This window comes from Nitrososphaerales archaeon, assembly GCA_032906765.1.
Taxonomy (GTDB): Archaea; Thermoproteota; Nitrososphaeria; order Nitrososphaerales; family Gagatemarchaeaceae; genus DASPPF01.
Genome location: JAJTZB010000005.1, coordinates 115,139 through 132,233 on the forward strand (window position 1 = coordinate 115,139; position 17,095 = coordinate 132,233).

A 17,095-nucleotide genomic window follows, 5' to 3' on the forward strand; every position below is an offset into this window, starting at 1 on the left:
GTCCGCCTGACAACAAATAGGCGTTCTCCCAATCGGAGGTTCTCGTAAGATGAAAAGCTTCTTAGAGATAGGAGTCCTAGCTCGTCATGTCGGATTGTGAGATTTCACTGAGCAGCCCATTCACCCCATTCGAGTCTCTCGGGGACGAAGCGGAGCGAATCCTTCGGTTTGCGGAGACCAAGAGCGTCACCTTGCGTCTGCTTGGAGGAGTCGCAGTGGGTCTACGGTGCCCTTCAGCTTCCAAGGCTCCGCTGTCCAGGCGTTATGTGGACATCGATGTCATCGGTCACAGTAAGGATACTGGCAAGATAACGCAGCTCTTCAAGGAGCTCGGATACAAACCGAGGGAGAGATTCAACGCTCTTCAAGTGTCCAGGCTCATATTCAACGATATCAAGAACTCCAGACGTGTCGACGTCTTCCTCGATGTCTTCCAGATGTGCCACAAATTCGACCTGAAAAACCGGATTGAGCTTGAGCCAAAGACCATCCCGATTTCTGATCTTCTGTCAACGAAGCTGCAGATAGTCGAAATCAACGAAAAGGACATCAAAGACATCCTCGCGATGTTGCTAGATCACGACATCTCGGCAGTAGAGGTTCTAGACAAGATCAACGCTACTTACATCGCAAGATTGTGCGCCGAAGATTGGGGAGTGTACAAGACGTTCACAATAAACTTGGGAAGGTTAGCCGAGGACGCGATTAGGCTGGGTCTCGAGGAGGAACAGAGAAAGCGTTCCAGTGAGCGTGCGGAGGCGTTAAGGAAGGCCATCGAAGAGGAGCCGAAGACTGTGAGGTGGAAGATGAGAGCCGTCATCGGAGAAAAGAAAAGGTGGTACGAGCTGCCCTGGGCGGACCAGGAGGTAGTGGAGTCGGGGGTCCGAGCCGAGATATGAGCCTCCGGCCGTTCGATAGTTCGCTAGAGACTTTATATCCAGTTTCAGTTCAAACAAATAGGGCAAAGTAGTTTGTCCACGAGGGGAGCCGCTTCTATAGACCGGCTGGGTCTCTATCTCCAAGACATGCATGTTAGGGAAATGGTTAGGTATTCTCAGATCGCAGAGCAACACGGATTCGAATCAGTGTGGATTGCGGAGTCCAGACTAGCAAGAGATGCTGTGGTGCCTGTGACGGCCATCGCTACTGACACGAGCAGGATCAAGGTGGGGGCGGGCGTCATCAATACTTGGACGAGGAACGCGGCACTGATTGCACAGACGTTCGCCACACTCGACGAGTTATCCGATGGTAGAGTCTTGCTTGGGCTAGGAGCGTGGTGGGATCCCCTGGCGCGGAAGGTTGGGATAGAGCGAACAAAGCCCCTTCAATGCATGATGGAGTACGTGCAGGTGATTAGGCGTCTGTTCAAGGCGGAAGAGGTGAACTTCGCAGGAGAATTCGTCAAGATGCAGGGAGTAAGACTTGATGTTCTTCATGGAACCGGAGAGAGAGCGAGAGCAATCCCGATATACGTGGGAGGAACAGGTTTCAAGATGCTAGAACTCGCAGGAGAAATCGCTGACGGGGTGCTACTAAACTACTTGGTGTCTCCAAAATACAACGAAAAGGCTCTTGAGAGCATTAGGCGCGGAGCTCAAAAGGCTGGCAGGAAGATAAGCGAAATAGACACCCCCCAGCTCGTAGCATGCTCCATGGATGAGGACCCCGACAAGGCGATAAGGCTCGCCAAGAAGCACGTCACCATGACCCTTGGGCAGCAGCCTCATATCGCGAAAGCAAGCGGAGTTAGTGAAGACCTCATCGAAGCAGTCCAGGAAAGGATGGGAGGCTGGCCAGCTAAACCTGGGGGCATCGAACGTGCCGCGGAAATAGTGCCTGATGATGTTGTTCGCATGCTTACCGCCTCCGGCGCGCCTGAAGATTGTAGGCGGAAGATCAAGGAGTATATGGATACGGGATGCAAGTCTCCCCTCCTTCTCCCACTGAGTGCCAACGTTGAGTATATTGTCAAGTCGCTTGCGTAGGGGAGGTTACGACTGGGAGAGGAATGCTCGTTGCCCAAGAAACTCCTAGTCAAAGGCGGTACAGTCCTAACGATGGACGAGAAGAGGAGGGTCATGCACGACGCTGCGGTCGCCATCGAAGACGGGAACATAGTCGAGGTCGGCCCCACGGACAAAGTGTCCGAGGGCTTTGGCGCTGACGAAGTGATAGACGCCAAAGGAAGCGTGGTGATGCCTGGGCTAATCTGTGCTCACACTCATTTGTACGGGATAGCTCTCAGAGGGTCTGCACTTGATGTAAAGTCGCCCTCAGACTTCTTGCAGATTCTCCAAAGGATTTGGTGGCCCGTAGATGAAAAGCTGACCAACGCAGATGCCTATGCAACGACGCTGGCTGCGAGCATTGAATCCCTGATGAATGGCACGACGTGCTATGCGGATACCTACTCCGCCCCCAACGAGATCGCTGGTTCCCTTGACCACATCGCAAGGGCCGTGAACGAGGTGGGTATCCGCGGGATTATCTCCTTTGAGGCAACCGAAAGAAGAAGCGCGGACGAGGGGAAAAGGGGCCTGCAGGAAAACCTTCGCTTCATCGGCAAGAAGAACAAAGGAAGAGCGTCGGGGATGATAAGCCTCCACGCATCGTTTACCGTTTCAGATGAGCTCATCATGCAGGGAGCTGAGGCAAGCGCAAAATACCACGTACCCCTAACGATACACGTCTCGGAAGGACCCAACGATGCCTACCATAACATGGAGCGATACGGAAAGAGGACCGTGGAAAGATTGCATGATACGGGTCTGCTTTCTTCAAGGGCGGTGCTGGCGCATTGCGTTCACCTCAACGAGCGAGAAATTGAGCTGATTAGCAAGGCCTCGACGAGCGTAGCCCATAACCCAATGAGCAACATGCTCAACGCCGTGGGGGTTATGCCTCTCCTAGAGATGATCGATCACGGAATCAACGTGGGCTTGGGAAATGATGGATATGTCTTCGACATGTTTGAGAACATGCGTGCGGCTTTCCTCCTGCAAAGAGTTGCAAGGAGGAATCCTAACAGGCCGTCTCCTCAAGAGGTTGTGGAGATGTGCACCGTCAACGCTGCAAAAGCGTACGGGCTTACCTCAATCGGATCGATCGCGCGAGGCAAGCGGGCTGACATCATCGTCATACGCCCGTCTTTCACGGCCACGCCATATACAGGCTCTATGTACGGTTACGTGGTGAACGGACTAGGAGGCTCGGACGTCAGAGACGTCGTCGTCGATGGTGAAATAGTCATGAGGGAAAGAAGGATGGTGAAGATTGACGTCGAGAAGGCAGAAAAACAAGTTCTAAGGACGATGGAGGGGATGTGGCGCAGGCTCGGAGCCTCGCCGCACGAAGCCGTTGAGCCTTTGCGACCGGGAGGACGGCGGACGGCTGAAGAAGGGGCAAAGCAACAGGAATGATCTTGCCATCGTCGGAATGAACTGTCTCATCGACCTAGGTGGCAATGACTTTACTGGCCGGCAGCCTTTCTCGGAATGAACTTACCGAGCCCTCTCTTCCCGACAAAATCACCGTTCTCCATGATTGTCTCTCCTCTGCTTACGGTTAGGATTGGGTAGCCCTCGGTGGTCATGTGGTCGTAGATGCTGTAGTCAATCTTCGAGTGAAGAACATCGGCGGTTAGCCTGGCCTTCTTGTTAGGATCGATTATGACAAAATCCGCGTCTGATCCAACCATAATCGAGCCCTTTGAGGGGTACAGACCAAAACGTCTGGCTGGGGCCTGCGAACTAACCCTTACCATATCAAAGATTGAAATCCGTCCTTTCCTTACTCCCTCTGAGTAGAGTATCGGTATTATCGTTTCAGTACCGGGGACGCCGCTCGGGATCTTCGTGAAATCCCCTATTCCCAGGTCCTTCTGAGCGCTTGTGAACGGACAGTGGTCACTGCCGACTGTTTCTACTCCGCCTCCGGCCCTCAAGCCCTGCCACAGACTAGCACAGTCTTCTGCAGTTTTCAAAGCAGGAGACATCACGAAGTTTCGACCGTCGGCTCGCTCGTAGACTTGATCTGTCAGGACGAGGTAGTGTGGGCAGGTTTCGGCAAAGACGTTGGCTCCGTTCGTTCGTGCCAGTTCTACGGCCTCCATTCCCGCCCTGCTAGAGAGATGGACCACGCACAGTGGTGCTCCTGCAGTTTGGGCCAAACGTGCGGCTCTCGAAACTGCCTCGGCCTCGGCGATTGCGGGTCTGCTCAGGGCGTGATACTTTGCTTCGGTCTTGCCAGCTGACAAGTTGGCTTCCACGAGGTTTTCTATTATCCCGTTACTTTCGGCATGAACAGCGACAAGTCCTCCGGCACCCGCCACCTTCTTCATGACCTTGTAACAATCAACGTCATCAAGCATCAGACCCCTCGTCCTGTAGGTCATGAAGAGCTTGAAACTTGGGACGCCTCGTTCCACGACCTTCGGTATCTGGTCGATATCGGCAAGGTTCTGTCCCTTGAACACCATGTGAAGGCCATAGTCTGTCGCAACCTTTTGGTCTGCCTTTCGCCTGTATTCAGCGAGAGCGTCGAGGATCGATTGGCCTGACTTCGGATCCACGTAATCGATTATGCTGGTGATGCCTCCGCATGCTGCTGCCACTGTGCCCGTGTAGAAGTCGTCTGCCGACGCGGTTTCCATGACGGGCAACTCCATGTGAGTGTGCGCATCTATCCCGCCGGGAACTACGATCTTTCCCCTCGCATCAAAGGTCTTAGCCCCGCCTGCTTCCAAGTGCGTCGAGAGCGCGGCGATCTTCCCGTTCTCAATTCCTATGTTCGATTCAAACGTGTCTGAAGATGTTACGATTCTAGCGTTCTTGACCACGAAATCCATGAATCGAGACGACCTATACTTTGATGCCCGACCTCGCGATGAGCCCTTCTTGGTGCCGCTCAGCCTCTTTCATGATCTTCTCTTCATCGAGCGTCAGTGCCTTTCCCTCGCTGAGCACAACCCTCCCGTCGATCAGCACCGTGTCCACGTCGCTCCCCATGGCAGAGTAGACTATGTTCGACACTATATCCCTGTAGGGAACGAGGTGTGGTTTCTGCAAATCTATGATGACTAGGTCGGCCCTCTTTCCGACCTCAATCGAACCGACCTCTTTTTGCATCCCAATCGCCCGCGCCCCGTTCATCGTGGCCATCTCCAGGACCTTTGTCGCAGGCATTATCCGTGGGTCGAGCAGCCTAACCTTCTGGATGATGGCTGCCAGTTTCATCTCTCGTATCATGTCGTACGAGTTGTTACAGGGAGCACCATCGCATCCGAGCCCAACGTTGACCCCTGTCTCGATCATTTCGGACACCTTCGGTATCCCCGAGGCAAGCTTGAGATTGGAGGAAGGGCAGTGCGCAACATTCGATTTGGTTCTTGCCACCAGTCTGATGTCCGAGTCGTCGAGCCAGACCATATGGGCGAACAACGAACGGGGACCAGCCAAGCCCACGCTATCGATGAACTCGAATGGCGTCATCCCGAAGTTCTCCTTCGCGTACACCACATCCTCCCTTACCTCGGCGAGGTGCATCGTTACACTTGTGTCGTAGTCTCGGGCCAGCCCAGCCACCTGGATGTATAGCTCCTTGCTGCATCCTCCCAGCGACCTAGGCGCGACCCAGACCTTGACCAAACCGTCTCTGATCCCATTCCACTTCTGGATCATTGACTTCGCTTCCCTGATGCACGCATCCTTTTCCTCTACAAGCCCCGGCGGCATTATGCTGCGCTTCGTGCCATATCCCGGGCTGTCCATTACGGTCTTGGCAAGTGCCCCTCTCATGCCTGCCCGGGCGACCGACCTTGCAATGCCGTCGAAACCGTACCTCGACACGACATCGACCCCCACGAAGGACGTCGTCCCACTCTTCAGCATCTCGAGCATCGAAAGCTCCGCGCTTACCTTCCCGTCTGCTTCAGTGAAGTTTCCTTGGAGAGGCCAAACCCTCTTCCTGAGCCAGTCAATCAGTGAAAGGTCGTCGGCGCAGCCTCTCAGCAGTCCCTGAGCTAGGTGAACATGCGTGTCGATTAGTCCTGGTATTACGACCATCCCCCTCGCCGAGATTCGCAGATCTGTCTTGTGCCTCCTGCGGATGGAGCCAGATTCGCCCACCTCGACGATTCTTCCATCCTCTACCAAGACTGAACCTCCCTGGATGACCCTCAACCGAGAGTCCATGGTGACAATGATTCCGTCTTCGATCAGGATAGAATCCGAATTCGTCGGCATCTCACTAACCTCCCACCGCCACCGAGGTGCTCGTGATTACGAGCTCACCATATCGTATTCGGCTTTCATAACAGTCTTAAGGATTTGCGTCGAGCCAGAGCCAGAAATCTCGGGACTGGCGAAAGGGATCCTCAGTTTCTAACCATCGAAACACAACGTCATCTGTCGGCAATTGTGCGCAGCCTGGCTCCTTTGACATCCATTCCAATCAACAGGACTGGATCCACGCAGATGCGACAGAGCCAGATGTGTTCACAAATAAGATAGGAACAGAGTGCGCGTCTAGTGCCTCCTCAATCCTCCGAGTGCCTCTTGGAACGCGGCCAAAGAGAGAAGATACGGTAGGAATCAAACGCCGGGGAACAAATCAAGCCCTTGGACCGACTACGTGCGTTCCCGCCTTGCCCTCTAGGGCCTCAACTAGCTTGCCAAGGTCGGCTATTATCGCACGCTCTCCGCCGCTTTCAACGAACCTTATGGCCGCTTGCACCTTCGGCGCCATGCTTCCCTCCTTGAACTGGCCTTCATCCAAGTAGTTTTGCAGCCTCCCCGAGGTCACCTCCTTGACCAATTCTTGTTTCGACGTCCCAAAGTTTGTGTAGGCACCTTCGACGTCCGTTAGCATTACGAAGATGTTCGCGCCGATTAGCGTCGCTAGGCGTTGGCCCGCTAGGTCCTTGTCGATAACGGCTTCAACCCCACTCGCGCGAGTGCCCTCTTCGATGATGGGAATTCCCCCACCGCCGGTCGAGACGACCACAAAACCGGCATCGACGAGCGTGCGTATGGCAGACCTTTCAGCGATAATCTTTGGATCTGGCGAGGGAACGACCCTCCTGTATCCGCGTCCGGCATCTTCTTTGATTGTCAAGCCTGGCATACGTTGACTCAGCTGGTCCGCTTCTAGCTTGGTATAGAACGGGCCAATGGGCTTGGTTGGGTGTTTGAACGCCGGGTCGTGCTCGTCAACTGTGACCCTTGTTATTACGGTTACAACATATTTTTCTAGCCCGCGGGACTTCAGCTCGTTCCTTAGGGCTTGTTAAATCATGTAGCCGATGAAGCCCTGTGTTTCAGCCCCACAAGCGTCAAGGGGAAGAGGCGGAACGATGCCCTTCGCGGCCTCATGCCTCAGAAGCGTGGCCCCAACCTGGGGGCCATTGCCGTGCGTGAGCACAATGTCGTACCCGCGCTCGATAAGATCAGCAATCTTCGCAGCAGTTGTCACCACGTTACCATATTGGTCATCGAATGTCCCCTTCTGCCCTCTCTGAAGGAGCGCGTTCCCTCCAAGGGCAATGACAATTAGCTTTTCCGGCAAAGAATTGCCTCCAAATCCAAGGAGTTCCACAGCTCTTCCATCATCAATTCGAAAACCTTGGTTCTCAGACTCGGCAAGCGGAAATTGCGATTTAAGCATTCGCTATTGCCTCTGTGATTATGGGTCAGGCTTGCATCGGAGACAAGGAGATACCGGTGGTTCCGGGCTGCCGGTCAACCAATCCTTGCTCTTACTCCGCTGCCTTGGCTAGGAAGTAGGGGTCCTTCCCACCAGTCTCGAGGTAATGCAGGCATAGCGCAAACCTTCAACTGGGTACCCAATTCAGCAGGTGCCAGATACACCCCGATCGACATGATGACGTCAGGGCGCACTTGGTCCGGGGGCCCCGATTTCGAGGGGGCTTCGCAACAAAGGCACGAAGTACTTCGCTCTTCAAATGACAAGATTGTGGAATTACACGTGCAGCACGGAATCGCGCCTCCCTGCCTATACAGAGACGAGCCCCACGGGCCTGCTACCTTCGAGGTGCCGGGCGTGCGCTCCCATCGATTACGAAACACAGATATCGCATCAAGTCACTGCGCGATGGGTTGCCCGCCCTCAAGCTCCCTCCTGGCTCAGTGACGCCGAGGTACGGTTCTGGCTGCATCTCGGAGATTCCAGCCACAATGATGGATTTGCTAGGAGTCAAACCCTCGGGTCCCAAGCTGTCTTCAAACCTTCTCGGAGGCATCGACCTCTCTAGAGTCGACAACGTCGTCCTGCTCGTTGCTGACGGGTTCGGAATGAACGAGTGGCAAAGGCAGAAGTGCGTTGGCCTCGTCAAGAGCATCTCCTCGAAAGGCAGCGTCAGACCCATCACCACAGTCTTCCCCTCTACCACCGCCGCTGCGCTCACCACACTCGCCACCGGCCTGACGCCGCAGGAGCACGCACTTCCCGAGTGGTTCGTCTACCTGAGGGAGGTCGACTCGGTCGTCGCGACGCTGCCGTTCAGCTTCATTCGAGACTATGGTAGAGAGACTCTCAGGGGCCACATGAGGCCCCGCGCACTCTTCGACGGCACTACCGTCTTCAAGAAGCTGAGGGACGCGGGCGTGGCGACATACTCGTTCACAAACGGGTCGCTCGTGGACACCACTTACACGAAACTGGTTCACGGGGCGAGCAGGATGGTCCCCTACTTCGGCTCGTCCGACATGACTGCCAGCCTCCGCAGAACGGTCGAGTCAGCAAGAGGCCCATCATTCTTCTACGTCTACTGGAGCCGCGTCGACACCGTCGAGCACCATTACGGGCCGAACACCGACGAGTCCGAGCTGGAAGCTTCGTCAATCTCTTTCGTGCTCCAGAGAGGGTTTGTCGAGAAGCTGAGTCGGAGCGCTGCAAGGAGGACGCTCCTAATCGTCACAGCAGACCATGGCCAGATCAACGTCAACCCTGACAAAACGCTCTACCTCAACATGTACAGGAGCCTCGTGAGGAGCTTCCGCAAGACTGAGTTGGGAGGACCGATTACGCCTGCAGGCAACGCGCGGGACATCTTCCTGTACGTCGAGGAAGACAGGAAAGAGGAGATGCTTGAGCTCTTGAGAAGAAGGCTCGCTGGGAAAGCGACCGTCCTGAGAACGGAAGACGCAATTCGAGCAGGGTTGTTCGGCCTGAACAGGCCTTCGAGGAAGTTCAGAGACCGGGTCGGGAACATCCTCGTCCTCCCGCACGGGAGGCGAACAATCTGGTACAGAGGCGAGCGCGGCTACGAACTCGAGCTGCTCGGCCATCATGGCGGACTCTCAAAGGACGAGATGACGGTGCCGCTGGCAGTCGGCCGACTGTCCGACCTCCAGGGCTGACCGGGCTAGGCTCCGCCGAGGCTGACAATCAGGTCGGTGAGGAACCCTGCGCAGAGGCCGATGAAGACCCCGGCCATCATGAGGTCGTTGCCGCTTCTCCGCCTGCCGGTGCTGAACATCGTCATCGTCACGTAGACGAGAGCGCCTCCAGCCAGCGACAGGAAGAGTATGTACGCCACGGGCGAGTAGAACAGGCTGCCAAGGATCGTCCCAAAGAAGGTCGGGCTCCCTCCTATCAGCAGCACCTTGACGAGGAACGAAAACTTCGGCCTCGGGTTCAGACCCGCCAGGGGCGCGGTTATGCCGAACCCCTCCGTCGCGTTGTGCGCGCCGAATCCGACAACCAGGACTATGGCAAGTGCGATAGCTCCTGATGCGTACGACTGACCTATCGCGAGACCCTCGCTGAGGTTGTGCGCCCCTATCCCGAGCGCGATCATAGTCGCGAGCTTGCTCCCTTCTACTCCAGCCGCGGGCGCAGCGTGACCGAGGTACCTTCTCTCGTAGATCACCAAGCTACCAAGGCCCACGGTCAGGCCCCCGAACATCGCGAGGAGGTCCACCGCAGCGGTTGCTGGCGAGCCCTGCCCGAGGAACGCCGAGACCACGACAGCAGTCGTCGAATTCCACGCGTGCGCGAGTACGTCGACTATCAGAAAGACGAGAATCCCGACCGCCAGCGCGTTCAGGAATCCCTTCAGCCTATCGCTCGCGCCCAGCAGTGCAACTGGAAGGCCGAAGAAGATGGTGAAGCCAGCCACTGCGCCAAGGAGAATAAGCTCCACTAGGTTGAACAAACTTTACTCTTTTTCCGCCCGCTAATAACATATGTTATATACGTTTGGCCTGACAGATGCGCTCGCCTACCCTCCACCACCCAGAGGTATTTCATCTACGAGCTTGGGGAGACGAAACGACGCCTGAGCCAACTGCTGAGTGCCGGCCGACTCGCTCATTGACTCGGTATCCGACAAACGCTTAAGGGAGACAGCGGCTCTTTTTCCAAACAATGTCTCTTCCACAGAGACTGACCGAGCCGTCGGGAAGACTGGCTGAGCTCTACAGGGCTCTGCCGAACGGCAGGGTCCAGTGCACGGCCTGCGCCAGGCTCTGCCAGATAGGCGAGGGGCAGGTCGGGCTCTGCGGAGTCAGGGGTGTGGTGAGCGGGAAGCTGTACCTCCTGGTTTACGGCAAGATCATCGCGGGCCACATCGACCCAATCGAGAAGAAGCCCGTCGTCCACTACAGACCGGGCTCGAAGGTCTTCTCAATCGCGACCACGGGCTGTAGTTGGCTGTGTCGTTACTGTCAGAACGCTGACATCAGCCAGCGCAGGAGGGTTGAGGGCACAGATGCTTCTCCCCAGGAGGTAGTCTCCATGGCCTTGTCATACGGCTGCGAAGGTCTGGCGTACACCTACAACCAGCCGACGATTTTCATGGAGTACGCCAGGGACGTGGGCGAGATAGCAAGGTCGAAGGGCCTCTTCAACATCTTCGTCTCCAACGGCTACGACACCCCGGAGACCGTCGCGATGATGGACTCCTTCTTGGACTGCATCACGGTCGACTTCAAGGGCAGCGGCGAGAGGGAGTTCGTGAGGAAGTACATCGGAATCCCTGACGCAGGCCCGATCTTCCGCACGCTGCTGGACATCAAGCGGAAGACCAGGGTCCACATCGAGATCACCGACCTGATCGTGCCAACGGTCGGCGACTCGCTCGAGGCCGCAGCGAAGATGTGCAAGTGGGTCTACGACAACCTTGGACCGGACACGCCAGTTCACTTCCTTCGGTTCCACCCAGACTACAAGATGATGGAGTTCCCGTCAACGCCGGTGGAGACGCTCGAGAAGCACTACGCGGTGGGGCAGAGGGCCGGCCTGAACTACGTCTACGTGGGCAACGTCCCAGGCCACCCCGCAGAGAGCACCTACTGCCCGGGTTGCAAAGCGGTCCTGGTCAAGCGCTTCGGATACGAGATCCTCGAGTACAACCTTGACGGACAGAACAAGTGCAGATTCTGTGGTCAGCAGACGCCTTTAGTCGGACCGCTGAGCAAATCCTACGATGATGACAGGTTCATCCCGGTAGTCAGCTGACCGCCTTCACAGTGTGCAGCTTCGCTTTGACGAACCTCTCCGCATCCAGTAGAGCCTTGCACCCGTCCGCGGCAGCGGTCACGGCCTGCCTGTACCGGAAGTCGCGTACGTCGCCGGCCACGAAGACTCCTGGCACGCTCGATTCCGTTTCGTTCCTCACCCTGGGGTAGCCTTTCTCATCCAGCTCGAGCTGCCCTCTGAAGATCTCCGTGTTCGGGTCGTATCCGATTGACACGAAGAGGCCGTCCACCTGCAACTCGCTCTCCTTGCCGGTGGCCAGGTTCTTCAGCCTAACACCCCGAACCCTCCCGTCTCCCAGCACCTCTTCCACAGCGGAATCCCAGATGAAGCTGATCTTCGGGTTGGCGAACGCCTCCTTCTGCAGCGCAGCGCTCGCTCTCAGCTCCTTCCTCCTGTGTATCACCTGGACCGAGCTCGCGAACTTTGTGAGGAAGGTCGCCTCCTCCATGGCGGTGTCCCCTCCACCCACGACCGCCACCTTCTTCCCTCTGAAGAAGAAACCGTCGCAGACCGCGCAGTTCGAGACGCCCTTGCCCATCAGTCTCATCTCCGACTGCAGGTTCAGCCTCCTCGGGTTGGCGCCAGTCGCGACTATCACCGAGAGTGCCCTCACCATTCCGTCCGGAGTGTGGACCTCGAACGGGTTCACCTTGAAGTTGACCTTGACGACGTCCTGCTGCACAAGTTCTGCTCCCAGCCTCTCCGCCTGCGACTTCATCCTCTCCATCAGGTCTGGGCCGAGCACAGGGTCGGGGAAACCAGGGAAGTTCTCGACGTCGCTCGTAATCATGAGCTGGCCTCCGTACTTCGTCCCCATGAAGACGAGAGGCTCAAGGTCCGCCCTCGCGCCGTAGATGGCGGCTGTTAGACCTGCGGGCCCTGACCCTATAATCACCAACTTCCTGACTGCTTTGTCCATCTTCCCTTCGAAATACCCGCCGCCCCCTCATAAATTTGGTGCCGGCAGACGCCGAATCCGAGCCTACAGGGTCTTTGCTTCTCTCTGGGCGACGTTCAGCTCGTCCGAGAGCTGGTTGAGCGCCTTCTCCAGCCTCCTCTTGTAGTTCGGGAGCAGCCTGTCGAAGACCTCCTTCCTCATCCTCCTGGTGTAGAACTGCTCGTACAGGTTCAGCATGTCCTTCGCCGCCCTGTCCACCTCCCTCTCGGTCTCGTGTATCTGGCCCAGCAGGTCGAAGAACTTCTGGGTGGTTGACTTTTGCTTCATTTCATTGAGCCTCTGGAGCGCCCTGCTCCTGAACGTGTCCAGCCTGCCCCTGAGCTCGTCGAAGTATGCCTTGTTCAGGTCGTTGGGGTCGACTGTGGGAATCTCTTCGAACAGGCCGTTGATCAGGCTCGTCTTCTCCTCGAACGCCTTGACCATGTCGGAAGTACTCTCAGTCGCAGTCTCCGCCTCCTCCTCTTCCTCTGTCCCCATCCCGGTCGTCCTAGCGGCGAACAGACCAATCAAGACGAGCACGAAGATGAACGACGCTATCGGGACGCCTACGTTCAACCCCCAGCCGACCGAGAGGCCGTATGAAAACCTGGCAGTCCCTTGCTGGAACGGAGCGACATTGCTTAGCGTCTGCTGCGACCCGCTAACTGCAGTCACACCAGGCGGCAGTGACATCTTGACCGTATACGAGTTGACGTATGCAGCTATCGGCGGCGCCGTCGGAATCGCTAGGTTGACCACTCCTCCCGTGACGTTGTAGTACTTCTGCGCAAGCGGGTACTGGTAGGTGATCGTGAGGTTGGCCCCGGCGTCCACCGTGAGGCCTACCGCCGACCCCGCCAGGTAAATCCCTCTGTTGCTCAAGCTCAATGTCGCTGGATTGAGGAGCGGCGGCGATGCGGACGCCAGCACAACAATCTGGGCGTTGGGCGAGGTGAGCGGATCGACAAATAGCGTCGTCATCCGCGTCGTGCCCATGTTCTTGAACGAAATCGAGTCCTGGACGACTGGGTTGCCGTTGGCAGATATCGTGATCAGCCTATCCGCCGAGTACACCTCCAACGGGAAGAAGTCCTGCTGCGTGTACTGCTGGATGAGCAAGACGCCTGTAAGCGGCGGCTGGGGTGAGGCATTGGCCAGAGTCTTGTAGTATGTCACGTTCGTGCCTGTGAACGACTCCTTGTATCCCGGAGGCGCCGCCTTGAACTGGGTCGACGCTGGCATCTTGATCAGGAGCTTCAACGAGTTCGCTGTCAACCCGATGTAGGGCCTCGTCGGGACATCCAGCCCGAGCGTCCCGTTCTTTGTCCTCGAGACTATGCTATCAGTCAGGGCCTTGAACGAGACGGTGCTGCTGGCACCTGCGGGAATCTGCTGCCCTCCCCCGCTCACAGCGTAGAGCTGGCCTTGGGCCCCGGAAGACTGACTCACCGAGTAGCCGGTGCCCGTCACATTGTAGCTCATTATCGAAGAGGACAGGTTGCCGAAGCCGAGCTGAAAGTCGGGTATCTGCAGCGGGGTCGACTCGTTGTTAGTCAGCTTGATTGTCTCGTTTATGATGGCATATCCGTACCTGTTGACAACATACTGGCTATTCACGCTCACGAGAGGAGCGCCCTGCGCGTGTGAAGACAGCGCCGGCACAAAAGCAGCCACCGCGAGGAGCAGCAGGGCTGCGCAAACTAGCCTTTTCAATGGAGTGCCCGATGCCGCTACGTTCTTATTTTAAGCGTTTATTCGCTCCGAACTGGACACAATCTTGTCAGGGCATCATCCTCTCCTCCCCAACCTAGATGAGGCGCTCGTGGAGGAGATGTTGAGACGAATCGGCGCCAAGGCCATCGACGAACTGTTCTCCGACATACCGGTCGGCGTTCGCCTCCGCAGGCCCTTGAGGATACCAGATGGGGAATCGGAGTACACGGTGAGGAGGGACATCCAGAACAAGCTATCCGCGAACGCAACGCCGCCTAGGGCGCTCTGCTTCCTTGGAGGGGGGGTCTGGCCCCACTACGTGCCCGCCGTCGTGGAATCGATCACATCGAGGCAGGAGTTCTACACGAGCTACACACCCTACCAGGCAGAGGTCAGCCAGGGGATGCTGCAATCCCTCTTCGAGTACCAGAGCCTGATGTGCGACCTGTTGGGGATGGAGGCGTGCAACAGCTCCATGTACGACTGGGCGTCTGCAGTCGGCGAGGCGGTCAGGATGGCCGTGAGGGTTACCGGAAGGAACACAGTCCTGGTCGGGGCGAACGCAGGTCCAAGAAGAATTGCGGTGATGAACTCCTACATCGAACCGCTCGGGATGAAGGTGGAGCCGGTGACCTTCGACCGTGCGACTGGGGCGATTGAACTCGAAGACCTGAAGAGAAAACTCTCGAACGACGTCGCAGCCCTGTACTTCGAGAACCCGAACTACCTCGGTGTGATTGAGGAGGGATCCGACGAGGTCATCTCTGCCGTCCACGAGCATGGGGGACTGGCAATTGTCGGGGTCGACCCCATATCCCTCTCACTCGTCAGAGAACCCGGAAGCTACGGGGCGGACGTAGTCGTCGGAGAGGGGCAGCCGCTCGGAATACCAATGAACTACGGCGGCCCTCATCTGGGGATACTGGCTGTCAGGGAGATGAGGCTGGCCAGGAACATGCCAGGCCGCCTGATCGGGATTACAACCTCAGTTGCCGACCCCTCGCAGAAGGCCTTCGCGATGGTTCTCCAGACGAGGGAGCAGCACATCAGAAGGGAAGCCGCGACCTCGAATATCTGCACGAACCAGGCCTTGATGACCGTTGCCGCTGCCAGCTACCTCGCTCTCCTGGGCAGGAGCGGCTTCCGCCAGCTCGGCGAATCGGTAATCTCCAACTCCCACTATGCCGCAAAGAGGCTCTCCAGAATCCGTGGGTTGAAGTCGCCTCTCTTCCGTGGCCCCTTCTTCAAGGAGTTCGCAGTAGAGTACCCGCGGGGCACTGCCGAAGGCGTCTACCGCAGACTCGCGAGAAGAGGAGTTCTCGGCGGCTACCCTCTGGAGCGAGGGTTCGGTCTCGGAAGCAGGGCCGCGCTCTTCTGCGTCACAGAGGTCCACACCTCCGAAGACATCGAGAGACTCGCAGATTCGCTGGAGGAGGCGATCTAGCCCTGCGGAAGTTCAGACAGGCTTACTGGGACGAGCCCCTGCTGAAGGAGCTAAGCCGGCCAGGTAGGATAGGGTTCGTCCCTCCCAGAGACCCCAAGACCTCGAAGCTCGTGCGGAATCCATCCTCGCTTGTACCTGAGCGCATGAGACGCGGGTCCTTGAACCTGCCAGAGCTCTCCGAGCTCCAGGTGGTGAGGCACTTCAACCGTCTCTCGCAGATGAACTTCTCAGTGGAACTAGGCATGTATCCTCTCGGAAGCTGCACGATGAAGTACAACCCGAAGGTCTCAGAGGTCGTCTCTGGCTCCGACGGGATGAAATACGCGCACCCGCTCCAGCCGCCAGAGACAGTCCAGGGGCTCCTGTCGATATTCTATGAGCTGGAGCAATTCCTCACGGAGATTACGGGGATGAACAGGTTCACGCTCTCGACCGCCGCTGGTGCTCAAGGCGAGTTCGCAGGCGTGCTGATGATTAGGAAGTACCTGAGGGACCATGGCAAGGGAGAGAAGGACGAGATGCTCGTCCCCGACTCCGCCCACGGCAGCAATCCCGCCAGCGCAGCGATGGCGGGTTTCAAGATCGTCAAGGTGCCATCTGATGAGACGGGTCAGGTGCGCGCGAAGGCAGTCAGGGAGCTGGTGTCTGAGAAAACGGCGGGCATGATGTTCACCGTCCCGAACACGCTGGGGCTCTTCGAGAGCGAAGTGGTCGAGGTCTGCCAGGCGGTCCACGATGCCGGGGGTCTGATGTACTACGACGGCGCCAACATGAACGCCCTCCTGGGGAAGGCAAGGCCGGGCGACATGGGCTTCGACGTAGTCCACCTGAACCTGCACAAGACGTTCGCAACTCCTCACGGAGGGGGCGGGCCAGGGGCAGGGCCTGTCGGGGTGGCCAGGAAGCTCGCAGAGTACCTTCCCGTCCCGGTCGTCTCGCGACGCAGAAGGGAGTACTACTTGGATTATGACCTCAAGCACACGATCGGGCCGCTGAAGGGTTTCGTGGGGAACTCCGCGGTGCTGCTGCGGGCCTACACCTACATCCGGCTGCTCGGGTCGACTGGCCTCTCGAACGTCTCCTCGCTCGCAGTACTCGCGGCAAACTACCTATGGCGAACGCTAGACCCAGAGGCGTTCCCAGTGTCCCACGGCAAGGGCCTCTGGAGGAAGCACGAGGCGGTGGTCTCGGTCAAGAGTCCGCTTTCCGGCGGGGCGATGAAGGTGGCGAAGGCGATTCTGGACTACGGCATGCACTCGCCGACCGTCTACTTCCCGCTCATTGTCAGCGAGGCGCTCATGATCGAGCCCACAGAGTCCGAGCCCCTCGAGATTCTGGACGAATACGCAGTAGCGCTCAACAAGATAGCGAAGTCGCTGTCTGAAGGCACTCTCGGCGAGGTTCCGAGGAACACGAGCGCGGGGAAGGTGGACGAGGTCAAGGCCTCCCATCCCTTATCGCTCAGGGTGCACTGGTAGACGGTAATGTCTTATATCCAG

14 protein-coding genes are annotated in these 17,095 nt (G+C 57.4%); 7 read left to right on the forward strand and 7 right to left on the reverse strand.

Annotated elements, in window-relative coordinates:
• The first annotated feature begins 86 nt into the window (after positions 1 to 86).
• The 3 genes from LYZ69_06850 to LYZ69_06860 all read left to right on the forward strand — a co-directional run bounded on the left by LYZ69_06850 (position 87) and on the right by LYZ69_06860 (position 3,422).
• The gene (locus LYZ69_06850; GenBank protein MDV3278167.1) at positions 87 to 899 is read left to right on the forward strand and encodes a hypothetical protein; all 813 of its coding nucleotides are present in this window, start codon (positions 87 to 89) and stop codon (positions 897 to 899) included.
• A 72-nt stretch (positions 900 to 971) separates the two neighbouring features.
• Positions 972 to 1,988 carry an LLM class flavin-dependent oxidoreductase gene (locus LYZ69_06855; GenBank protein MDV3278168.1) on the forward strand — a complete coding sequence of 339 codons (1,017 nt, stop codon included), beginning with the start codon at positions 972 to 974 and terminating at the stop codon, positions 1,986 to 1,988.
• 30 nt (positions 1,989 to 2,018) lie between these two features.
• Entirely contained in the window at positions 2,019 to 3,422 is a 1,404-nt protein-coding gene (locus LYZ69_06860) for an amidohydrolase family protein (protein ID MDV3278169.1), read from the forward strand.
• 50 nt (positions 3,423 to 3,472) lie between these two features.
• Here LYZ69_06860 and hydA read toward each other — a convergent pair whose 3' ends face one another.
• The 4 genes from hydA to LYZ69_06880 all read right to left on the reverse strand — a co-directional run bounded on the left by hydA (position 3,473) and on the right by LYZ69_06880 (position 7,566).
• A complete protein-coding gene (hydA, locus tag LYZ69_06865) occupies positions 3,473 to 4,849 on the reverse strand; it encodes a dihydropyrimidinase (GenBank protein ID MDV3278170.1) in 1,377 nt (458 codons plus the stop codon).
• Between the two features lie 13 nt (positions 4,850 to 4,862).
• On the reverse strand, positions 4,863 to 6,245 hold the full coding sequence (locus tag LYZ69_06870; GenBank protein MDV3278171.1) for an amidohydrolase: 1,383 nt from the start codon (positions 6,243 to 6,245) through the stop codon (positions 4,863 to 4,865).
• A gap of 367 nt (positions 6,246 to 6,612) precedes the next feature.
• Positions 6,613 to 7,125 (reverse strand): hypothetical protein, encoded by a 513-nt coding sequence (locus LYZ69_06875; GenBank protein ID MDV3278172.1) that lies wholly within the window; start codon positions 7,123 to 7,125, stop codon positions 6,613 to 6,615.
• A 162-nt stretch (positions 7,126 to 7,287) separates the two neighbouring features.
• The gene (locus LYZ69_06880) at positions 7,288 to 7,566 is read right to left on the reverse strand and encodes a hypothetical protein (GenBank protein MDV3278173.1); all 279 of its coding nucleotides are present in this window, start codon (positions 7,564 to 7,566) and stop codon (positions 7,288 to 7,290) included.
• 551 nt (positions 7,567 to 8,117) lie between these two features.
• Here LYZ69_06880 and LYZ69_06885 point away from each other — a divergent pair.
• The gene (locus tag LYZ69_06885; GenBank protein MDV3278174.1) at positions 8,118 to 9,380 is read left to right on the forward strand and encodes an alkaline phosphatase family protein; all 1,263 of its coding nucleotides are present in this window, start codon (positions 8,118 to 8,120) and stop codon (positions 9,378 to 9,380) included.
• 5 nt (positions 9,381 to 9,385) lie between these two features.
• Here the strand turns inward: LYZ69_06885 and LYZ69_06890 are convergent, their stop codons facing one another.
• Positions 9,386 to 10,165, reverse strand: a complete 780-nt coding sequence (locus tag LYZ69_06890; GenBank protein ID MDV3278175.1) for a ZIP family metal transporter — start codon at positions 10,163 to 10,165, stop codon at positions 9,386 to 9,388.
• Between the two features lie 224 nt (positions 10,166 to 10,389).
• Between LYZ69_06890 and amrS the strand changes: the two genes are divergently transcribed.
• Entirely contained in the window at positions 10,390 to 11,481 is a 1,092-nt protein-coding gene (gene amrS, locus LYZ69_06895) for an AmmeMemoRadiSam system radical SAM enzyme (protein ID MDV3278176.1), read from the forward strand.
• Here amrS and trxB read toward each other — a convergent pair.
• Both trxB and LYZ69_06905 read right to left on the reverse strand, forming a co-directional pair.
• The gene (gene trxB, locus LYZ69_06900) at positions 11,474 to 12,421 is read right to left on the reverse strand and encodes a thioredoxin-disulfide reductase (protein MDV3278177.1); all 948 of its coding nucleotides are present in this window, start codon (positions 12,419 to 12,421) and stop codon (positions 11,474 to 11,476) included. The two genes, amrS and trxB, sit on opposite strands and share 8 nt — an antisense overlap.
• 63 nt (positions 12,422 to 12,484) lie before the next feature.
• On the reverse strand, positions 12,485 to 14,152 hold the full coding sequence (locus tag LYZ69_06905) for a hypothetical protein (GenBank protein MDV3278178.1): 1,668 nt from the start codon (positions 14,150 to 14,152) through the stop codon (positions 12,485 to 12,487).
• Positions 14,153 to 14,216: 64 nt separating this feature from the next.
• Here LYZ69_06905 and gcvPA point away from each other — a divergent pair, with 64 nt between their 5' ends.
• Together gcvPA and gcvPB are read left to right on the forward strand one after the other, a co-directional pair.
• Positions 14,217 to 15,596: an aminomethyl-transferring glycine dehydrogenase subunit GcvPA gene (gene gcvPA, locus LYZ69_06910; GenBank protein MDV3278179.1), complete on the forward strand. Its 1,380-nt coding sequence runs from the start codon at positions 14,217 to 14,219 to the stop codon at positions 15,594 to 15,596.
• Positions 15,597 to 15,664: 68 nt separating this feature from the next.
• Positions 15,665 to 17,074: an aminomethyl-transferring glycine dehydrogenase subunit GcvPB gene (gcvPB, locus tag LYZ69_06915; GenBank protein ID MDV3278180.1), complete on the forward strand. Its 1,410-nt coding sequence runs from the start codon at positions 15,665 to 15,667 to the stop codon at positions 17,072 to 17,074.
• Positions 17,075 to 17,095 lie beyond the last annotated feature (21 nt).